We start from the raw sequence: 18,938 nt of genomic DNA, 5'->3' as shown, positions 1-18,938 counted from the left end.
GTTGAAATTTGAGAAAGATCATGATGACCTCCCGCACGCAAGGCTATGTTTTTGTAGCAATCACGATGTGTATTTGGGGAGGTTTTACGATTACATCAAGGCTTAATGCATTATGGCATATTAGTCCTTGGGATATTACCGCATTACGCTTTAGTTTGGCATTTTGCATTTTGATGCCGATTCTCATTTATAAAAAAGATACGGCTTTTTTATGGAAAAAAGAGCCTTTTATTCTGGCAATGTTAGGTGGGGTTACATACTGCCTGACATCCTATAGCGCTTTTCATTATGTCCCTGCTGCACATGCAGCAATTTTTTTAAATGGTTGTTTGCCGTTGTGTACTGCGCTTGCAGCTTATTTCTTATTTAAACAGCCGTTTGATCGCCATACATGGTTCAGCCTAACGATTATGCTGAGTGCAATTGCAGGCATGAGTTATCTCATGTACCAAGAAACAGGTGTTGCTTTTAGTTTCGGTGATGGCTTATTTTTTCTGAGCGCAATTTGGTGGGGCATATTTACCGTGCTGTTAAAGCAGTGGAAATTGTCAGCTTGGCATAGTATGGCAGGCGTTGCGATTTGGTCTGCATTGATCTATGTGCCGATTTATTTACTCTTTTTACCGAAGCATTTAGATCAAGCGACAGTATCTCATTTGGCAATGCAAACTATTTTTCATGGTGTTTTTGTGGTGATTGTCGCGACATTAACTTATGTTGAAGCCATTAAACGACTCGGTGCTTTCCAAACGGGGAGTATTGTGACTTTAGCACCTTTTATTGCGGCAATTATTGCTGTGCCACTGTTAGGTGAGCCATTAAGTTTAGCAATTGTATGTGGTTTGCTGGGGATGGGGATAGGAGCCTTGCAGCCGTGGCGTTGGTTTGGACGCAAAGACAGTTTGCAAGCACGATTGGATCAACAAAAAAATAAATAATATAAGCTGATGAGCGCGTGTATTCATTGCAAGGTGAATACACTTTATTTGCTTTTCAGTGTGAAAATTATTCAGCCATGTTTAGATATTTTTGGTGTAAAGGGGCTAAATGTGCGTATAAGTGATCAAGATGCCCATCATTAACCACAATATCATTGGCAAGTTTTTGTTTTTCGGCTCTTGGCATTTGTGCCGCAATAATATTTTTAATCTGTTCTATATTCTGCCCATCACGTTGTGAGGCACGGAAGATTTGTAATTCTTCTGATGCATCAATTAAAAGGGTGTGTTGTGTGAGTTGATGCTGATTGGTTTCAAATAATAAGGGTGAAACCAAAATGACATAGGGGCTCGTTGCAGCTTGGAGTTGTTGAATAATCGACAGGCGAATTGCAGGATGCGTAATCTTTTCTAGTGTGTGGCGAGCTGAAGGGTCTTTGAAAATATGCTCTCTTAGTGCACGACGATCAAGTTCACCATTGTCTAAAAGAACCCATTCTCCAAAACTTTGAGCAATTTGCGTTAAGGCAGGTTGCCCTTTTGCCACAATTTCACGTGCGACAATATCAGCATCCACAACTTGGATTCCTTGGGTTTCAAACCATTGTGTTGCTGCGGTCTTCCCACTGCCAATACCACCTGTTAAACCCAAGATAAACTTCATATTTCGACCTTTTAATTTTGTCCTAAATAGACTTTCATAATTTGTTCGCCCCATAAAAAGGCAATCCAACCCGCAATTGCAATATAAGGACCAAAAGCGAAAGGCTGATTTTCTTTACGAACTTTAAGTAAAATAATACCAATAATCGCCCCCACCAAAGAGGAGAGTAGTACAATTAATGGAAGCATGAGAGGTCCCATCCATGCACCTAGAGCAGCGAGTAATTTAAAATCGCCATAGCCCATGCCTTCTTTGCCTGTGATGAGTTTAAACGCATAATAGACCACCCATAAGCATAAAAAACCGATGATATAGCCCCAAATCGCAGAAGTGGCAGAGGTATAAATAGCAAAACTATTAATACCTAAACCTAGTGCAGCTAAAGGCAAAGTGAAGCGGTCTGGTAGCAGTTGTGTATCGAAATCGATAAACGTGAGTGCAATAAGTGTCCATGTTAGGATGAGACCAAATAGCATCGCAAGCGTTGGTCCATAAACAGCAACCACTAAAAGAGAGCAACAGGCAGTTAAGACTTCAATAAATGGATAGCGAATGCTAATTGGGTTTTTACATGTCCCACATTGACCACGTAAAACTAACCAGCTGATCACAGGAATGTTTTGATACCAATGAATCGGCGATTTACATTTTGGACAAGTTGAAGCAGGTGTGCTTAGTGTCAGTTTACTTTGATCAATAATGGCTTGTTCTGGATGCAGCAAGAGTTGGCATTCTTGTTGCCATTCTTGCTCCATCATTTTGGGTGTGCGATAAATCACAACATTTAAAAAACTACCAATACATAACCCAAGTAGACCAACGAATAGATATAGCGCACTGGGTGTGATGATGAAATAGTTGAGAATATCAGCCATTAGACTACAGAACCCATTTGGAAGATTGGAAGGTACATGGCAATCACGAGACCACCAACAAGCACCCCGAGTACAGCCATGATTAATGGCTCCATCATTGAGGTTAAGCCATCTACCGCATTATCGACTTCGTTTTCGAAGTGTGTTGCAACTTTATCAAGCATGGCATCTAACGAACCTGATTCTTCCCCAATAGCAACCATTTGAATGGCCATTGAAGGGAATAAATTGGTGAGGCGCATTGCAAATTGTAATTGTTGACCTGTTGCCACGTCATCACGAATTTTCATTACGGCTTCTTCATAGACAACATTATTGGTTGCGCCTGCTGTAGATTCGAGCGCATCAATTAATGGCACACCTGCCGCGAAGGTCGTGGCAAGCGTACGACTATAACGCGCAATAATCGCTTTATAGACCAAGTCGCCAAAAATAGGGGCTTTGAGTGCAGCTTTATCAAGGAAATCACGAAATTTTTTACTCCGCTTTTTGGTTTCAAGAAATGCAGTAATCACGACCCCAATACCAATAATCAAGATAAACCAATAACTTTGCATCCATTTTGACATGTTGACCACCATCTGAGTGAAAGCAGGAAGATCAGCGCCAAAAGATGAGAAAAGATCTTGGAAAACGGGAACAACTTTAACCATCAAAATAATGGTAACCACGATTGCGACGACAATAACTGCAATAGGATATTTCATGGCTTTTTTAATTTTTTGTTTTAAAAGCTCACTTTTTTCTTTATAAATCGCGACACGGTCTAACATAGTTTCAAGTGCACCCGATTGTTCACCTGACTCAACCAGTGAGCAAAACAAGCGGTCGAAATATTGTGGATATTTCTTTAATGCCCCAGCAAAAGTATTCCCCCCTTCAACTTCACCTTTAATCCCTAACACGACTTCACGCATTGCGGGATTATCTAGACCTTCGGCAACAATTTCAAAGCTTTGTACTAAAGGTACCCCCGCTTTCATCATGGTCGCAAGTTGTCGAGTAAAAATCGTGATATCTAAAGTGGTGACTTTCTTTTTCATTAAACCCTCGAGAATATTTTTCTTCTTTTCTCGAATGGTTTTAATATTAATGCCTTGTTTTCTTAGTGTGACTTTGGCTAAAGCCATATTACGCGCAGGCAGTTCCCCTTTAATCTTAACCCCTTTACGATCTACCCCGTCATAAATGAATGTCGGCATCATTTGTGCTTTCTTGACAGCCATAATTGTATTCCTTTTTAGTATTCTGTTTATTCGCTGGTGACGCGATTAATTTCTTGTAGTGATGTTAAACCATTCATGACTTTAATCAGTCCTGAGCGTCGTAAATTATTAAACCCCAGTTTGGCAGATGCTTCAGCAATTTCTAAGGCATTACCATCTTCCATAATAATTTTTGAAATCTCAGGTGTCACTTTCATCACTTCATATACCCCAACACGCCCTTTATAGCCTTCACGACATTCTGGGCAACCCACAGGTTGAAACACTTGGAAATCAGGGTGTGCTAAATCCTCTTCAGTAAAGCCCATTTCTAAGAGGCTATGTTTAGGAATTTCAACAGGTGCTTTACAATGTGTACATAAGCGGCGTGCCAAACGTTGTGCAATGACGAGATTGACAGAGGTTGCAATATTAAAAGAAGGAACGCCCATATTTCTTAAACGTGTTAAGGTTTCAGGCGCACTATTGGTATGTAGTGTAGACATGACCATATGACCTGTTTGAGCTGCTTTAATCGCAATTTCAGCAGTTTCAAGGTCTCGAATCTCCCCGACCATAATGATATCAGGGTCTTGACGTAAGAAAGATTTCAAGGCGACAGAAAACGTCAGTCCGACTTTCGGATTAACATTCACCTGATTAATCCCTTCTAAGTTAATCTCTACAGGGTCTTCGGCTGTGGAGATATTCGAACTTTCAGTATTTAAAATATTTAAACCTGTATAGAGTGATACCGTTTTACCAGAGCCCGTCGGTCCTGTGATTAAGAGCATACCTTGAGGTTTATCTAAAGCTTCCATGAATAAAGCTTTTTGATCTTCCTCATAACCTAAGGCATCAATACCCAGCATTGCACTGGATGGATCTAAAATACGCAGTACGAGTTTTTCACCAAATAGCGTCGGGAGAGAGTTGACACGAAAGTCGATGGCTTTGGTTTTGGATAATTTAAGTTTAATACGACCATCTTGTGGAATACGCTTTTCAGAAATATCCATTTGTGACATCACTTTTAAGCGTGATGCGAGTCGTGTGGCAAGTTGCAGTGGGGGATTGGTAATACTTCTAAGCACACCATCTACACGATAACGCACACGATAGGATTTTTCATAAGGTTCAAAATGTAAATCTGATGCACCCATACGAATAGCATCAATAAGTAACTTATTAATATACTTTACAATCGGAGCTTCATCTTCGCTTTCATTATCGTCGTGATCATCTGCAGGATTTACATCATCAGTTGAGATGATATCAACATCAATATCATCACCACCAAAATCAAAACTGGTGTCTTCAGTAAAGTATTTTTCTAAGCATTTGACGAGTTTGTGATGTTCAACGATGACGACTTCAATATTCAAGCGACTATTAAAACGTGCAGCATCCAAAGCCTCAATATTGGTTGGATCGCTCATGGCGATATAAAGCACATTTCCACGTTGAACCAAAGGCAGCATCAGATGTTTATGTAATAAACCACTTTCAATAACATCTTTAGGGAATTGCTCGGGATCAAAGCTATCAAGGTCAAACAAAGGCTCGGCGAACTCAAGCGCAATGGTTTCAGCAATTTGCAAAGGTTTTAAATTTGCATATTCAATCAGATAAGCTACGATGTTGAGCTTACTTTTTTTAGCATTGTCTAGCGCAGATTGCATTTGTTGCGCAGCAATAACACCGTCATCGACTAAGCGACGAATAAACCCCGAAAACTTCGGAGTGCCTTGTTGTGACACCATCCCCAATACACCTTTAATTTATTTTATAATTCAAATACTGAGTACTTACAAACAGATTGATATCTGAAGACTTCTTATTATGGATCTTTTTATAGATATCTCAATAGTTTTATCGAGCAACTAAAATACATGCAACACAAGGTATCCCCATACTTTGTGTTTCATTTGTTAAAATGAATTTAAAAGCTGCAACTCGGTATTCAGTATTTTGAAGAATAATTATATTAACCAAAGATTTTGATAAGCTAAAGCACTAGACTGGATTTTTTCACTTTAAAATACAAATAAACCACTATTCTCAGGGTTAAGCGTGGTTTTGTTACAAAAAAATGCGCAGACAAAATCGTGCTTTTAAATTTTTGCAACAAGCGAATAAAGAAAAAAGCAGAAATCCTTAAAAATACGTGTAGAATGTGCACATTTTTCGATAATAGGGTTATGTGTATGTCGGGTTCGACGATTATTCCTTGGGTTGTCGGCAATTGGAAAATGAACCCAATGCAAGCGAATTCGCAGCAACTCATTCAAGATTTAAAGCAACAATTACAGCAAGAACCTATTTCTGAACAGCAATGTCATATAGGTGTAGCACCGACTACACTGACATTACTCTTTGTTCAGCAACAATTTGCAGATGCACCGAATAAAATTATCAGTGTGGCACAAGATCTTTCATCTATGGCAGGTACAGGCGCTTATACAGGTGAAGTAAGTGCAGACTTATTAAAAGATAGTGGTATTGAATTTGTTTTAATTGGACACTCAGAGCGCCGAGAAATTTTTGGTGACACTGTTTCTGTTGTGCAAGAAAAAGTTAAAAATGCTTTAAATGCGAATATGAAGATCATCTACTGTGTTGGTGAAAGTCTCAAACAACGTGAAGAAGGTCAAGCAGAACAAGTTGTTTTACAGCAAATTTGTGATATCGCTGCACTTGTAAAAGCTGAACAATGGAGCAATATTATTGTAGCCTATGAACCCATTTGGGCGATTGGGACAGGTAAAACAGCTTCTCCTGAAGATGCACAAGCGATGCATGCAAAAATTCGAGAAGGTTTATCGCAAATTACGCCTCTTGGTGCAGAGATTGCCATTTTGTATGGTGGTAGTGTCAAACCAGAAAATGCTGTTGAATTGGCTGCATGTGCAGATATTAATGGTGCACTTGTGGGTGGTGCCTCTTTGAATGCTGAGTCTTTTTATCAAATTGCTCAAGCTTTCGCAAAATCAAAAAAATAGGAGTTCAGCATGCATAGTTTTGTGCTGGTAGTACATATCATTTTAGCCGTATTGATGATTGTATTGATTCTTGTACAACACGGTAAGGGTGCTGATGCAGGCGCTTCTTTTGGCGGTGGTGGTGCGGCAACAGTGTTTGGTGCCTCGGGTTCAGCAAACTTTTTAACCCGTTTGACAGCGATTTTGACAGCTTTGTTTTTTGTGACCAGTCTTAGTCTAGCAGTATTTGCAAAAAAACAAACTTCAGATGCTTATGGCTTAAAAACAGTGCAGACAACAACACAACCAGCACCTGCTACACAGTCAAATACGGGTGAAACTTCGCCAACTGCACCAAAATAAATGCAAATTTTGCAATTAAACCTTTCAATTTGTGACGCAAGCTACTAGAATGCGTCACAGCTGCGGTGGTGGTGGAATTGGTAGACACGCTACCTTGAGGTGGTAGTGCTTTCGGGCGTGGGGGTTCAAGTCCCCCCTTCCGCACCAACTTATAATCCAGAAATTTAAGTTGGTGTATGCAGCAAAATCTGTTGATGCGGGATGGAGCAGTCTGGTAGCTCGTCGGGCTCATAACCCGAAGGTCGTTGGTTCAAATCCAGCTCCCGCTACCAATCAACTTTATTTTAGATGCAAACTAAAATAAACAATTTAGTTTTAAATTGAGATAATATTTGCAATGTTGATGCGGGATGGAGCAGTCTGGTAGCTCGTCGGGCTCATAACCCGAAGGTCGTTGGTTCAAATCCAGCTCCCGCTACCAATCTTAATCAAGCTGCAACTTGGTTAAGGCGAAAAATAAATCTACGCTTGAAGTTGTTTTATTTTTTGTATATAATTTTGCAGCATTGATGCGGGATGGAGCAGTCTGGTAGCTCGTCGGGCTCATAACCCGAAGGTCGTTGGTTCAAATCCAGCTCCCGCTACCAAGTTTCTAAAAAGGGCTCACAGATAGGTGGGTCTTTTTGCATAATGGGCTAAGGTTTATTATGTGATAATAGGGGCGAATTTCGCCCTTTTTTATTGGCTATCGTGTAGTGTCGATGTGAGCCGTATAGGCAAAGTTAAAGTGTCATGTTTCACTACTACTATAGTGTGTATGGGTCTGTGGTGGTCATTTCGACCATGAATCGCACAAAATGACGAGAGTAAATGAAGCTATCAAATAAAACTCAAGCACTTCAAGATTTAATTGCTCCTGCGGTGCAAGCTTGTGATGTGGAATTGTGGGGAATTGAATTTTTACCTCAAGGTAAACGTTCATTACTCCGTATCTATATTGACAAAGAAGTTGATAAAAATGCTGAACCTGTCATCAATGAAGATGGTGAGGTTGAGTTGGGTCAAGGTATTGGCGTACAAGATTGTGTACGTGTGACTCAGCAAGTGGGTGCAATGCTGGATGTACATGACCCAATTTCGGGTGAATATGCATTGGAAGTATCATCTCCAGGTTGGGATCGTCCTTTTTTTGAACTGAAACAAATGTCTCAATATGTTGGTCAACAAGTTGCATTACGTTTAATCGCAGCTGTAGAAAACCGTCGTAAATTCCAAGCAAAGCTTGTATCTGTTGATCTTGAAAATGAAATGATTCAAGTTGAAGTTGAAAAACAACAAATCTTGGAAATTGACAGTAACAATATCGACAAAGCCAATTTAATCTATCAAGACTAAATTAATTTTAACGAATAAGAATTTGAATAGTAGGTGACTTATGGGCCGTGAAATTCTTACCGTTGCAGAGACGGTTAGTAATGAAAAAGGTGTTAGTCGTGAAGCGATCTTTGAAGCACTTGAGCAAGCACTTGTAGCTGCAACAAAGAAAAAATTCTACGAAGGCACAAATTCTGAAGAAGCACGTTTACGTGTAGAAATTGATCGTAAAACAGGTGAATACAGTACTTTCCGTCAATGGGAAGTTGTAGCTGATGAAGATCATGAAATGCCAGCATGCCAAGATGCAATTTCTGATGTTGATCCTGCAAAATGGTCAATTGGTGATATTCGTGAGCTCGAAGTACCTTCTATCGAGTTTGGTCGTATCGCTGCACAAATTGCAAAACAAGTGATTGTGCAAAAAATCCGTGAAGCGGAACGTGCATTAATTGCAGATGCATACGAGTCAAAAGTGGGTGAATTGATCTACGGTGAAGTGAAAAAACAAACCAAAGATGGCTTCATTATTGACTTAGGTGATAATGCAGAAGCATATTTAGCACGTGAAGAAATGATCCATAAAGAAATTCTTCGTCCTAAACAACGTGTAAATGCCATTTTATACAGCGTGAATAAAGAAGGTCGTGGTGCACAATTATTATTGTCACGTGCAAAACCTGAAATGTTAATGGCATTGATGAAAAAAGAAATTCCTGAAATTTCTGAAGAAATCATTGAAATTAAAGCTGCTGCACGTCAACCCGGTGTTCGTGCTAAAATTGCAGTGAAAACTAACGATCATCGTATTGATCCAGTAGGTGCTTGTATTGGTATGCGTGGTACACGTATTCAAGCCGTACAACAAGAACTCAATGGTGAGCGTATTGATGTCGTGGTTTGGTCTGATGATCCAGCACAATATATTGCAAGCGCATTAGAACCTGCGGATGTATCAGGTATTGTGATTGACGAAGAAGAACGTACAGCAGATATTATTTTTGCAACCAGTGATCAGCTTGCACGTGCAATTGGTTCACAAGGTCAAAATGTTCGTTTGGCTTCAGAACTCACAGGTTATAAGCTAAATATGATGCTTGAAGATGAGTATCGTGCTCGTCAACAAAATGAAGCTCAACAATATTTAGACATGTTTGTGACACGTCTTGATATTGAAGAAGATCTTGCAATTGCGTTAGTGGAAATGGGCTTTACTTCGCTTGAAGAAATTGCTTATGTTCCTGCTGAAACATTTGATGAGATTGAACTTGATGCTGAGCTTGTGGAAATGTTGCAAAGTCGTGCGAAAGAAGCGGCTTTGGCAGATGCATTGAAACAGCAAGAAAATATTCAAGAGCCAAGTCAAGAACTTCTAGAAATGGAAGGAGTGACTTCTGAAATTGCTTATGCTTTGGCGGCTCGTGGGGTTATTACAGTCGATGATTTGGCTGATCAGGCAACTGACGATATCGCAGATATTGAAGGTTTGGATGCTGAGAAAGCGGGTCAACTCATTATGAAAGCGCGTGAATCATGGTTTAACTAGGAGGTAATACATGACGGATAAGTCAATTAAAGAGTTAGCGGTCAGTGTAGGACTTCCTGTTGAAAAGCTCCTTGATCAGGTGCGTGAAGCTGGATTGCCACAAAAGAAAGCTGAAGACAAGATTACAACAGAACAGCAAAGTGCCCTTGTCGACCATTTGAAAAAATCACATGGTCAGGATGCGGGTAACGCAGGAAAAATCACGTTGAAACGTAAAACGACTAGTACTGCTAAAGTAGCAAGTACATCGGGTAAGGCGAAAACGATTAATGTAGAAGTACGTAAAAAGCATACTTTTACTAAGCCAGATCCAGAACAAATCAAAGCTGAGGCACTAGCAAAAGCGCAAGCGGAAGCAAAAGTTGCAGCGACACAAAAATCTAAGGTTGATGCACCTGTAAAAGAGCAAGAGAAATCTGAAAGCTCTGCAAAAGCGAATTTGGAAAAAATGCGTGCTGCTGCAAAACAGCAAACAGCTGCAAAAGAAACACCAAAAGCGGCGGTGGTGGTTAAGCGTAAATCTACGAATAAGCCAATTACCAAAGCAACCGTGAAAACGATTGAAACACCTGAACAGAAAAAAGCACGTGAAGCTGAGGCTGCAAAACTTAAAGCAGCTGAAGAAAATGCACGTCGTAAGGCAGCAGAAGAGGCGCAACAACGTACGCTAGAACAAATGCGTAAAATGGCGTCTAAATATTCAAATGAAGATACCACAGCAACGATTCGTGTTGTTGATGACTCTCCATTAGCAGCAGGTTTAGTGGGTCAAGCCTACGAAGACTCGTTTGCGAAAGAAGACCGTGAAATTAAACGTGGTACCAACACGAATAATCCACGTGGTCAAAAGAAAGGTGGTCGTCGTGGTCAAGAAGAGCAATCTTTCAGCCATAATCCACATAAACGTGGCTTAAAAACAAGCCAAGCCAATAAACATGGTTTTGAAAAACCTGTTAAAAAGCAAGTTTATGATGTTGAAATTGGTGAAACGATCGTTGTTGCTGACTTGGCTGCGAAAATGGCAGTTAAAGTCCGTGAAGTGATTAAATCACTCATGAAAATGGGTGAGTTGGTTACGCAAAACCAAGCGATTGACCAAGAAATTGCTGCACTTGTTGTAGAAGAAATGGGTCATAACCCCGTATTGATTTCTGATACACAAGCGGAAGATAACTTACTTGAAGCGGCAGAAGAAGCACGTGGTGCGCAAACAACACGTCCTCCTGTCGTGACAATCATGGGTCACGTTGACCATGGTAAAACATCGTTACTTGACCGCATTCGTCGTGCTAAAGTTGCACAGGGTGAAGCAGGTGGTATTACTCAGCATATTGGTGCTTATCACGTTAAAACAGAGAAAGGCATTATTACTTTCTTAGATACACCGGGACACGCTGCATTTACTGCAATGCGTTCACGTGGTGCGAAAGCGACAGATATCGTTGTACTTGTTGTTGCAGCAGATGATGGTGTGATGCCACAAACTGCGGAAGCAATTGATCATGCACGTGCAGCAGGTACGCCAATTATTGTTGCTATCAACAAGATGGATAAAGAATCTGCAGATCCAGACCGCGTATTAAACGAATTAACCACCAAAGAAATCGTGCCTGAACAATGGGGCGGTGATGTACCTGTTGCAATGGTTTCAGCACACTCTGGTCAAGGTATTGATGAACTTCTTGACCTCATTTCAATTCAAGCTGAATTGTTAGAATTGAAAGCATCTGAAGAAGGTGCGGCGCAAGGTGTTGTAATCGAAGCACGTGTTGATAAAGGTCGTGGTGCAGTAACTTCGATTCTTGTACAAAATGGTACATTGAATGTAGGTGACTTAGTACTTGCGGGTGCATCTTATGGTCGTGTTCGTGCGATGACTGATGAAAATGGTCAACGTATTAAATCTGCGGGTCCTTCAATTCCAGTTGAAATCTTGGGTCTTCCTGAGGCACCAATGGCGGGTGATGAAGTTCTTGTGGTTGACGATGAGAAGAAAGCACGTGAAGTTGCTGAAGCTCGTTTGGATCGTGAACGTCAAAAACGTCTTGAACGTCAATCTGCAATGCGTCTTGAAAACCTTATGGCTTCAATGGGCAAAAAAGATGTGCCGATTGTGAATGTCGTATTGAAAACCGACGTACGTGGTACATTAGAAGCATTGATTGTTGCGCTTTCTGAATTGTCTACAGACGAAGTAAAAGTCCGTGTAATCAGTTCAGGTGTCGGTGCGATCACTGAATCTGACGTAATTCTTGCTGAATCTTCAGAAGCGGTTTTACTGGGCTTTAACGTTCGTGCGGATAACACTGCACGTCAAAAAGCAGATGCTGATGACATCGACATTCGTTACTACAGCGTAATCTATCAATTGATCGATGACGTGAAGGCAGCGATGAGTGGTAAACTTGCACCAGAACATCGTGAAACGATTCTGGGTGTGGCTGAAGTACGTGAAGTCTTCCATTCAAGTAAATTCGGTGCAGCTGCAGGTTGTATGGTACTTGAAGGTGTATTACACCGTAATAAACCGATTCGTGTCCTTCGTGATGACGTGGTTGTATTCCAAGGTGAACTTGAATCTTTACGTCGTTATAAAGACGTGGTTGAAGAAGTTCGTGCAGGTATGGAATGTGGTCTTGCAGTCAAAGGCTACAAAGACATCAAACCACAAGACAAGATCGAAGTGTATGATGTTCAACTCATTAAACGGAGTCTTTAATGGCGGGGAGTCAGCGTCTTAAGCGTATGGCAGATACAGTTCAGAGAGAACTCTCTGAACTCATTCGTCAAGAGCTGAAAGATCCACGCTTAGGTGGTCTTGTGACAATCTCAGCGGTGAAAGTCAGCCCAGACTTAGGGTATGCAGAAGTTTACGTGACTGTAATGGGGCGTGAATTAGGTGATGAACAAAGTGAAGCGGCAAATAAAGAAACTTTAGAAGTATTAAATAAAGCTTCTGGTTTCTTGCGCCATGAGTTAGGTCATCGCATTAAAACACGAATTACACCTCGTTTGCGTTTTCACTATGACAAAACCAATGCATACGGTAACTATATGTTTGGTCTGATCGCAGAAGCTGTGAAGGATTTACCTCCTTCAGAAGAAAAGAAAGATGATGAATAAAACATCTTAATCAGAGCCACCTTCGGGTGGCTTTTTGATTTTCAAGCAATTTAAAATATAAAAATGAATAAATAAAATAAATGTTCTGATATACCAAAAATGAACATAAATCGATTTTAAAAGCAGCTAATATGCTTTTAACTGAACAATTACAAATAAATACTTGAGGGTACACATGATGAATCCAATGAAAAAGGCTGCATTAGCATTAACATTAGCAAGTACATTAGCATTCTCAGGCTGTGGCTATAACACTTTGCAAGCAAAAGATGAATCTGTCACTGCTGCTTGGTCAGAAGTGGAAAACCAATATCAACGCCGTGCTGACTTAGTGCCAAACCTTGTAAATGTCGTTAAAGGTTATGCTAAACATGAAGAGCAAGTGCTAACAGAAGTGACACAAGCACGTGCCAACGTTGCAGGCTTAAAAGTGGATAAAGAAGTTTTAAATGATCCAGAACTCTTTAAAAAATATCAAGAAGCACAATCGCAAATGACAGGTGCATTATCACGCTTACTTGCTGTGACTGAAAACTATCCCGACCTCAAAGCCAATGAGCAATTCCGTGATTTACAAGTACAGCTTGAAGGGACGGAAAACCGAATCAGTACCGCACGTACACGCTATGTAGAAACGGTGCAAGATTACAACACCTATGTACGTCAGTTCCCACAGGCAATGACTGCAAAAGTGATTGGTATGAAAACAAAACCTAACTTTAGTGCAGAAGCAGGCGCTGCCAAAGCTCCAACTGTAAATTTCTAAATGCATCAAAATTGAAAATACAGTGAGAAAACTATGATTGAAATGTGCAAATATATTCATCGTAAAATGAAAGCAGTTTTTATACTGTTGGTCTGCACGTTGCTATTTGCCTTTCAATCGTTAACGTGGGCGGAGGTGGCGACCGCAACGGACAGCGTTGAAGATGCTGTGGTGATGGGGAAAGTGATTCAAAATCAAAATTCCACATCATCTAATACACCTCAGCCAAATCAACAACCAACAACGAATACACAACAAAATACTGCACCGACTGTTGCCAATGATATGGCAGCAGGGCAAGGCACGCGTCAATTACCTACACTCAATCAACCTGTTATTGACCAAGCGAATATTCTTTCTGCGAGTGAAAAGCAAAATTTAGAAGCGCAAATTCGTAATCTGCACAATCAAGGTAAAGCACAAATTGGCGTGATTATTGTACCGACTACGGGCAATGAAGGTATTTTTGATTTTGCGATGCGTGTGGCGGAGCAGTGGAAATTGGGTTCTGCCAAACAGGACAATGGCTTATTGATTGCAGTTGCCGTGAATGACCGCAAAATTCATATTGCTACAGGTTATGGTTTAGAAGGTGTATTGCCTGACATTATAGTAAGCCGAATTATCCGAAATCAAATCACACCTTATTTTAAACAAGGGCAATATGGGCAGGGTATTCAAGCAGGTGTGACGGAAATTGAAAGAGTTTTAAATTTAGATCCAGAAATTGCAAAGCAAGCTGCGGATGAGTTAAAAGCACGTCAAGATCAAGCCATTCAAGAACAAGAAGCCAAAGATCGCACCATGACCACAGCGATGATTATTTTAATTATTGGTATTTTTGCTTCCTTTATTATTGGTAATCGTTTGAGTGCCTCAGTTGCAGGGGTAACTGCATTTGCTGCAGGTTTGATTTATGGGTCAGGGATTTTGATGAGCCTTGTATTAGGTTTTGGGATTTTCTTTTTACTCATCACTTCTTTAGCACAGCTTATTTTCCAAATGTTCCTGTCCGGTGGTGGGCGAGGTGGAAGTGGCGGCGGCTTTGGTGGCGGTGGAGGATATAGCGGCGGCGGTGGCGGCTTTGGTGGGGGAGGTGCTTCAGGCTCATGGTAAGTAAAACAGATACAACACAAATCGTCACAGAACCCAAACTACAGCAGCATGTAGCACCGAGTTTTGCACGTTGGCTTAAGCATTTTTTTTATATGCCTGCATCGAAGCGATATTTCTCTAAAACTGATCAAATGGCGATTGCAGAGGCGGTTAAACAAGCAGAGCAAGGACATGTCGGTGAGATTCAAGTGGTGATCGAAGGGCATATTCCAAGTCATCAAGCTTACCACCAAGATACACGTTTACGTGCACAGCAACTTTTTGCTGAACTTGGGGTATGGGACACTGAAAAGAACAGTGGGATATTACTGTACTTGAACTTGTGTGAACAAAAAGTAGAAATTGTGGTCGATCGTGGTATTAAAAATGCGACTGAGCAACAGGTTTGGCAAACCATATGTGACCAAATGATCATGGAATTAAAAGCAAAACGCCATAGAAGTGCAGTGGTAGAGGGTGTTATAAGTATAGGTAATATATTGAATCTATATTATGAAAAAACAGATTTACAAGATGATAACGAGCTTTCGAATCATCCCATTATTTTAAACTAATGATGGCTCAGATTAAGTGACACAAAGTGTCACTTTTTTACATAAAGACACTTAAAAAGAACAGAAGTAAAAATTGTTGTTGTAAAAAAAGCCAAACTCGATAAGAATAGCAAAGTGTTAAATGGTTGGCGTTTTATCACTTTGGGGTTAGAGCGCAAACTACAATTGATTTTATAAAAAATTAAAATATTGGAGAAATGTTATGAACGCTCAAAAAGGTTTTACCTTAATCGAGTTAATGATCGTTGTTGCGATTATCGGTATTCTTGCTGCAATTGCGATTCCTGCTTATCAGAACTATACGAAGCGTTCACACGTTTCTGAAGGTTTAAGTTTAGCTGGTGGTGCAAAAGCATCAGTATCAGAATTTTTTTCATCAAATAATAGAATGCCAAACTCTAATGCGAGTGCAGGATTAGGTGCGGCTAGCTCTATTAAGGGTAATGCTGTAAACTCTGTTGGGGTTGGTACAACAGATGGTGCTGCTGCTGCTGGTCAAATTTTAATTACTTATGGTGATAAAGTAACTACTGGTGGTGCAACTTTAATTCTTAGCCCTAGTACAACTGCTGGTGGAATTCAATGGAAATGTAGACGTGGAACAATTGCACAAGAATTAGTTCCATCAAACTGCCGTTAATTAGTTTTGATTTAGAAGCGCTCATCTTGGATGGGCGTTTTTTTATTCTATTAAGTAAGAGTAAGGCATGTATAAAAAATATTATTTAGGTTTTATATTGTTTGTCATTTTAATACTTTGTTTATCTATTTATTGGGTGGGGTTAAAAGGTGATTTTTTATTTGATGATTATCCTAATTTGGAGGATTTAGGTACTTATGGTATTATAGATAGTTGGGATAAAGCAAAAAATTTTATAAGTAATGGCTTCTCTGGACCAACAGGTCGACCTATCTCACTCGCAAGCTTTTTAATAGATGCAAATACGTGGCCAGCGGATCCTTTTTCATTTAAATATACTAATTTAATGATCCACTTATTAAATGGGTTATTATTATGTTGGGCAATTGTACTTTTATTAAGAAGTTATAATTATAAAGAAGAAAAAGCAATTTGGATTGCTTTGTTAGCAACAAGTATTTGGTTACTACATCCATATTTTGTTTCGACAACGTTATATATTGTACAGCGTATGGCGCAACTGGCGACTCTTTTTAGTTTAGTTGGAATTATTGGGTATTTAAAAGCTAGGCAAGAGTTAGTTACGTCACCACATAAAAGTTACCTGTTTATGTTAGCTTCTATTGGGATTTGTACAATTTTAGCGACGTATAGTAAAGAAAATGGTGCATTATTACCATTACTAATCTTAATCATTGAATTTTGCAACCCTTGTAAAGATAATAAACCAAATTGGAAATTTAGAGCTTTGTGTTTGTGGTTACCATCAATCGCATTTGCTTTACTTCTAATTCACTATATGAATTTTTCAGAAAATCCTTGGCCAAATCGTAATTTTAATATGATTGAGCGTTTGTATAGTGAAGCGCGTATTGTTTCTGAATATCTTTTTAATTTGTATGTGCCTCAAATAGAATTAAGAGGTCTTTATCAAGATGGGTACAACATCTCGAAAAGTTTACTTGACCCTATAACTACAATTTCTAGTATCATTTTTTTAATATTATTATTTATTGTTGCACTTATTCTAAGAAAGAAGTTTCCGTTATTCTCATTGGCAGTGCTTTTTTTCTTTGCAGCACACTTAATGGAATCAACAGTTATTGGTTTGGAACTTTATTTTGAGCACCGCAACTATTTAGCTGCATTATTTTTATTTTTACCATTTTCTTCAGGTTTATATGGATTAAAAGAAAAGATTGATCCAAAATTTGTCTATTTGATTATCATAATTATGCTTTCAATTCTTTCGTTTTTTACATATGAAAGAGCGAAGTTATGGGGGAATACAGATAAATTACAAGATTATTGGGCACGGAACACGCCAAATTCTCCTCGTGCACAAAATGCAATTGCAGCTTCATTACTAGATAGGGGATATATCAATGAGTCAAATCAGTTCTTAGAGCAAGCTATTATTAGGTTGCCTGATAGTGCTTTATTAAATATGAGATTGTTGCTACAAAAAGTTTACTATAATTTAGCGACAGAAAAAGACTTTAAAGAAACATCTCAAAAAATGTTACAACAGCCTTTCGATGCTCAGGCAATACAAGCTTTAAGAACACTTGTTGAGTATATTGTTGAATATGATAAAGCAAAGGAATATGGTGATTTATCTATTGAGTTTATTAAGCTACTTGAAACTCAAAGTGTTTATAAAAATATTCCATTATTTCAACGTCTTACACCATATTTGAAAGCAAAATTATATTTGGCTGAAAATAATAATGACTCGGCATTAAAACTATATATATTGGCAGCTGATCGTTATAATGATGTTGAAGCTGGATTGATGATGGTAGCAGAAATAGGTAGTGCAAAAGATTATCAAAAAGCACTAATTTTATTGAATCATGTAACTGAGATTTATCATAGCCAAGACAAATCTAAGTTAAGAAGGTCTTCTAGAGAATATGACTATGAAATTAAAAGACTTCATGAAATTCTTACCAATAAATTAAAGGGTAATCAAATTGAAAATTAGTGTAGTTTTACCTGCAAAAAATGAAGCAGGTGCCATTGGGGAAACAATTAGCAAAATTCATGCACTGAATATTCCTACAGAAATTATAGTTGTAAATGATGGTTCAACAGATACAACAAAAGAAGTGTCAGAGCAAGCTTGTGCAAAAGTCATTTCTCATCCTTATTCAAAAGGAAATGGTGCAGCCATTAAAACAGGTGCACGGAATGCAAGTGGTGATGTGATTATCTTTATGGATGCTGATGGACAACATGATCCTCAAGACATTCCCAGACTTTTAGCTAAAATTGAGCAAGGTTATGACCTTGTTGTTGGTGCTAGACAAAAGGGTTCTCAAGCGAGTGTAGGAAGAGGTATAGCAAATGGCTTATATAATAATCTTGCAAGCTATATGACAGAGCATAAAGTTGAAGATTTAACATCTGGTTTTCGCGCTGTCCGTGCTGAGAAGTTTAGAGAGTTTCTGTATTTATTGCCGAATGGATTTTCTTATCCGACGACAAGTACAATGGCTTTTTTTAGAGCGGGTTATTCTGTGACTTATGTACCCATTCACGCAGCAAAACGTATAGGTAAAAGTCATATTCAACCACTAAAAGATGGAATGCGTTTTTTTATTATTATTTTTAAAATAGCAACTTTATTTTCCCCTCTGAAAATGTTTATTCCAATCGCTTTTTTATTATTTATGATGGCAACAGGTTGGTATGGATATACTTTATGGGAAATGGGGCGATTTACAAATATGAGTGCTCTACTTTATACAGGGAGTATCATGATTTTTCTAATGGGATTAATTTCTGAACAAATTACAGCATTAATGTATAAAGATCAGTCCTGATATTTTATTGAAGAATATTTTTTGC

The 18,938-nt window shown here is 39.1% G+C and carries 17 protein-coding genes and 4 tRNA genes; 17 read left to right on the top strand and 4 right to left on the bottom strand.

Features of this window, described 5'->3' with window-relative positions; translation table 11 throughout:
* The first annotated feature begins 20 nt into the window (after positions 1–20).
* Positions 21–938, top strand: coding sequence for a DMT family transporter (locus HUV91_RS14565; RefSeq protein WP_174493877.1), 918 nt, complete (start codon positions 21–23; stop codon positions 936–938).
* A gap of 67 nt (positions 939–1,005) precedes the next feature.
* Here HUV91_RS14565 and coaE read toward each other — a convergent pair whose 3' ends face one another.
* Genes coaE through pilB form a run of 4 tightly spaced genes read right to left on the bottom strand, consistent with a single transcriptional unit; the run spans position 1,006 to position 5,445 of the window.
* Complete coding sequence (gene coaE, locus HUV91_RS14560) at positions 1,006–1,602, bottom strand: dephospho-CoA kinase (protein ID WP_174493876.1); 597 nt, start codon at positions 1,600–1,602, stop codon at positions 1,006–1,008.
* An 11-nt stretch (positions 1,603–1,613) separates the two neighbouring features.
* Positions 1,614–2,477 carry a prepilin peptidase gene (locus HUV91_RS14555; RefSeq protein WP_174493875.1) on the bottom strand — a complete coding sequence of 288 codons (864 nt, stop codon included), beginning with the start codon at positions 2,475–2,477 and terminating at the stop codon, positions 1,614–1,616.
* A complete protein-coding gene (locus HUV91_RS14550) occupies positions 2,477–3,703 on the bottom strand; it encodes a type II secretion system F family protein (protein ID WP_130072260.1) in 1,227 nt (408 codons plus the stop codon). Before HUV91_RS14550 ends, HUV91_RS14555 begins: the two co-directional genes overlap by 1 nt.
* Before the next feature lie 26 nt (positions 3,704–3,729).
* Complete coding sequence (pilB, locus tag HUV91_RS14545) at positions 3,730–5,445, bottom strand: type IV-A pilus assembly ATPase PilB (RefSeq protein WP_174493874.1); 1,716 nt, start codon at positions 5,443–5,445, stop codon at positions 3,730–3,732.
* Positions 5,446–5,889: 444 nt separating this feature from the next.
* On the opposite strand from pilB, the gene tpiA reads away from it, so the two are divergent.
* The 16 genes from tpiA (at position 5,890) to HUV91_RS14465 (ending at position 18,913) form a co-directional block, all read left to right on the top strand.
* Complete coding sequence (tpiA, locus tag HUV91_RS14540) at positions 5,890–6,684, top strand: triose-phosphate isomerase (protein ID WP_174493873.1); 795 nt, start codon at positions 5,890–5,892, stop codon at positions 6,682–6,684.
* Positions 6,685–6,693: 9 nt separating this feature from the next.
* Positions 6,694–7,026 (top strand): preprotein translocase subunit SecG, encoded by a 333-nt coding sequence (gene secG, locus HUV91_RS14535; RefSeq protein WP_130072257.1) that lies wholly within the window; start codon positions 6,694–6,696, stop codon positions 7,024–7,026.
* Between the two features lie 62 nt (positions 7,027–7,088).
* Positions 7,089–7,173, top strand: a tRNA-Leu gene (locus HUV91_RS14530).
* Between the two features lie 48 nt (positions 7,174–7,221).
* Positions 7,222–7,298 (top strand) — tRNA-Met (locus HUV91_RS14525).
* A 72-nt stretch (positions 7,299–7,370) separates the two neighbouring features.
* A tRNA-Met gene (locus HUV91_RS14520) sits at positions 7,371–7,447 on the top strand.
* An 89-nt stretch (positions 7,448–7,536) separates the two neighbouring features.
* Positions 7,537–7,613: transfer RNA gene (locus HUV91_RS14515), tRNA-Met, on the top strand.
* Positions 7,614–7,836: 223 nt separating this feature from the next.
* Positions 7,837–8,361, top strand: a complete 525-nt coding sequence (gene rimP, locus HUV91_RS14510; RefSeq protein WP_130072256.1) for a ribosome maturation factor RimP — start codon at positions 7,837–7,839, stop codon at positions 8,359–8,361.
* 40 nt (positions 8,362–8,401) lie between these two features.
* Entirely contained in the window at positions 8,402–9,886 is a 1,485-nt protein-coding gene (gene nusA, locus HUV91_RS14505) for a transcription termination factor NusA (protein WP_130072255.1), read from the top strand.
* Between the two features lie 10 nt (positions 9,887–9,896).
* The gene (gene infB, locus HUV91_RS14500; RefSeq protein WP_130072254.1) at positions 9,897–12,605 is read left to right on the top strand and encodes a translation initiation factor IF-2; all 2,709 of its coding nucleotides are present in this window, start codon (positions 9,897–9,899) and stop codon (positions 12,603–12,605) included.
* Positions 12,605–13,009: a ribosome-binding factor A gene (locus HUV91_RS14495; protein WP_174493872.1), complete on the top strand. Its 405-nt coding sequence runs from the start codon at positions 12,605–12,607 to the stop codon at positions 13,007–13,009. The genes infB and HUV91_RS14495 overlap by 1 nt, the downstream gene beginning before the upstream one ends.
* 178 nt (positions 13,010–13,187) lie before the next feature.
* Positions 13,188–13,775 carry a LemA family protein gene (locus HUV91_RS14490; RefSeq protein ID WP_130072490.1) on the top strand — a complete coding sequence of 196 codons (588 nt, stop codon included), beginning with the start codon at positions 13,188–13,190 and terminating at the stop codon, positions 13,773–13,775.
* A gap of 66 nt (positions 13,776–13,841) precedes the next feature.
* Positions 13,842–14,891: a TPM domain-containing protein gene (locus tag HUV91_RS14485; RefSeq protein ID WP_228721886.1), complete on the top strand. Its 1,050-nt coding sequence runs from the start codon at positions 13,842–13,844 to the stop codon at positions 14,889–14,891.
* The gene (locus tag HUV91_RS14480) at positions 14,885–15,445 is read left to right on the top strand and encodes a TPM domain-containing protein (RefSeq protein ID WP_174493870.1); all 561 of its coding nucleotides are present in this window, start codon (positions 14,885–14,887) and stop codon (positions 15,443–15,445) included. The genes HUV91_RS14485 and HUV91_RS14480 overlap by 7 nt, the downstream gene beginning before the upstream one ends.
* A 202-nt stretch (positions 15,446–15,647) precedes the next feature.
* Positions 15,648–16,085, top strand: coding sequence for a pilin (locus HUV91_RS14475; protein WP_174493869.1), 438 nt, complete (start codon positions 15,648–15,650; stop codon positions 16,083–16,085).
* Positions 16,086–16,152: 67 nt separating this feature from the next.
* Entirely contained in the window at positions 16,153–18,072 is a 1,920-nt protein-coding gene (locus HUV91_RS14470) for a tetratricopeptide repeat protein (RefSeq protein ID WP_174493868.1), read from the top strand.
* Entirely contained in the window at positions 18,062–18,913 is an 852-nt protein-coding gene (locus HUV91_RS14465) for a glycosyltransferase family 2 protein (RefSeq protein ID WP_174493867.1), read from the top strand. The genes HUV91_RS14470 and HUV91_RS14465 overlap by 11 nt, the downstream gene beginning before the upstream one ends.
* Positions 18,914–18,938: the final 25 nt, after the last annotated feature.

This window comes from Acinetobacter sp. Marseille-Q1623 (genome assembly GCF_902809895.1).
Lineage (GTDB): Bacteria > Pseudomonadota > Gammaproteobacteria > Pseudomonadales > Moraxellaceae > Acinetobacter > Acinetobacter piscicola_A.
The sequence above is the reverse complement of the archived record's forward strand: the minus strand, read 5'-3'. Positions and strand labels throughout refer to the sequence as shown.

Bases quoted from the DNA above. Each gene is read 5' to 3' on its own strand.
- coaE (WP_174493876.1), bottom strand. From the start codon at position 1,602: ATGAAGTTTATCTTGGGTTTAACAGGTGGTATTGGCAGTGGGAAGACC.
- HUV91_RS14485 (WP_228721886.1), top strand. From the start codon at position 13,842: ATGAAAGCAGTTTTTATACTGTTGGTCTGCACGTTGCTATTTGCCTTT.
- tpiA (WP_174493873.1), top strand. From the start codon at position 5,890: ATGTCGGGTTCGACGATTATTCCTTGGGTTGTCGGCAATTGGAAAATG.
- HUV91_RS14495 (WP_174493872.1), top strand. From the start codon at position 12,605: ATGGCGGGGAGTCAGCGTCTTAAGCGTATGGCAGATACAGTTCAGAGA.
- HUV91_RS14480 (WP_174493870.1), top strand. From the start codon at position 14,885: ATGGTAAGTAAAACAGATACAACACAAATCGTCACAGAACCCAAACTA.
- infB (WP_130072254.1), top strand. From the start codon at position 9,897: ATGACGGATAAGTCAATTAAAGAGTTAGCGGTCAGTGTAGGACTTCCT.
- HUV91_RS14555 (WP_174493875.1), bottom strand. From the start codon at position 2,477: ATGGCTGATATTCTCAACTATTTCATCATCACACCCAGTGCGCTATAT.
- pilB (WP_174493874.1), bottom strand. From the start codon at position 5,445: ATGGTGTCACAACAAGGCACTCCGAAGTTTTCGGGGTTTATTCGTCGC.
- HUV91_RS14475 (WP_174493869.1), top strand. From the start codon at position 15,648: ATGAACGCTCAAAAAGGTTTTACCTTAATCGAGTTAATGATCGTTGTT.
- nusA (WP_130072255.1), top strand. From the start codon at position 8,402: ATGGGCCGTGAAATTCTTACCGTTGCAGAGACGGTTAGTAATGAAAAA.
- secG (WP_130072257.1), top strand. From the start codon at position 6,694: ATGCATAGTTTTGTGCTGGTAGTACATATCATTTTAGCCGTATTGATG.
- HUV91_RS14550 (WP_130072260.1), bottom strand. From the start codon at position 3,703: ATGGCTGTCAAGAAAGCACAAATGATGCCGACATTCATTTATGACGGG.
- HUV91_RS14565 (WP_174493877.1), top strand. From the start codon at position 21: ATGATGACCTCCCGCACGCAAGGCTATGTTTTTGTAGCAATCACGATG.
- HUV91_RS14470 (WP_174493868.1), top strand. From the start codon at position 16,153: ATGTATAAAAAATATTATTTAGGTTTTATATTGTTTGTCATTTTAATA.
- HUV91_RS14490 (WP_130072490.1), top strand. From the start codon at position 13,188: ATGAATCCAATGAAAAAGGCTGCATTAGCATTAACATTAGCAAGTACA.
- rimP (WP_130072256.1), top strand. From the start codon at position 7,837: ATGAAGCTATCAAATAAAACTCAAGCACTTCAAGATTTAATTGCTCCT.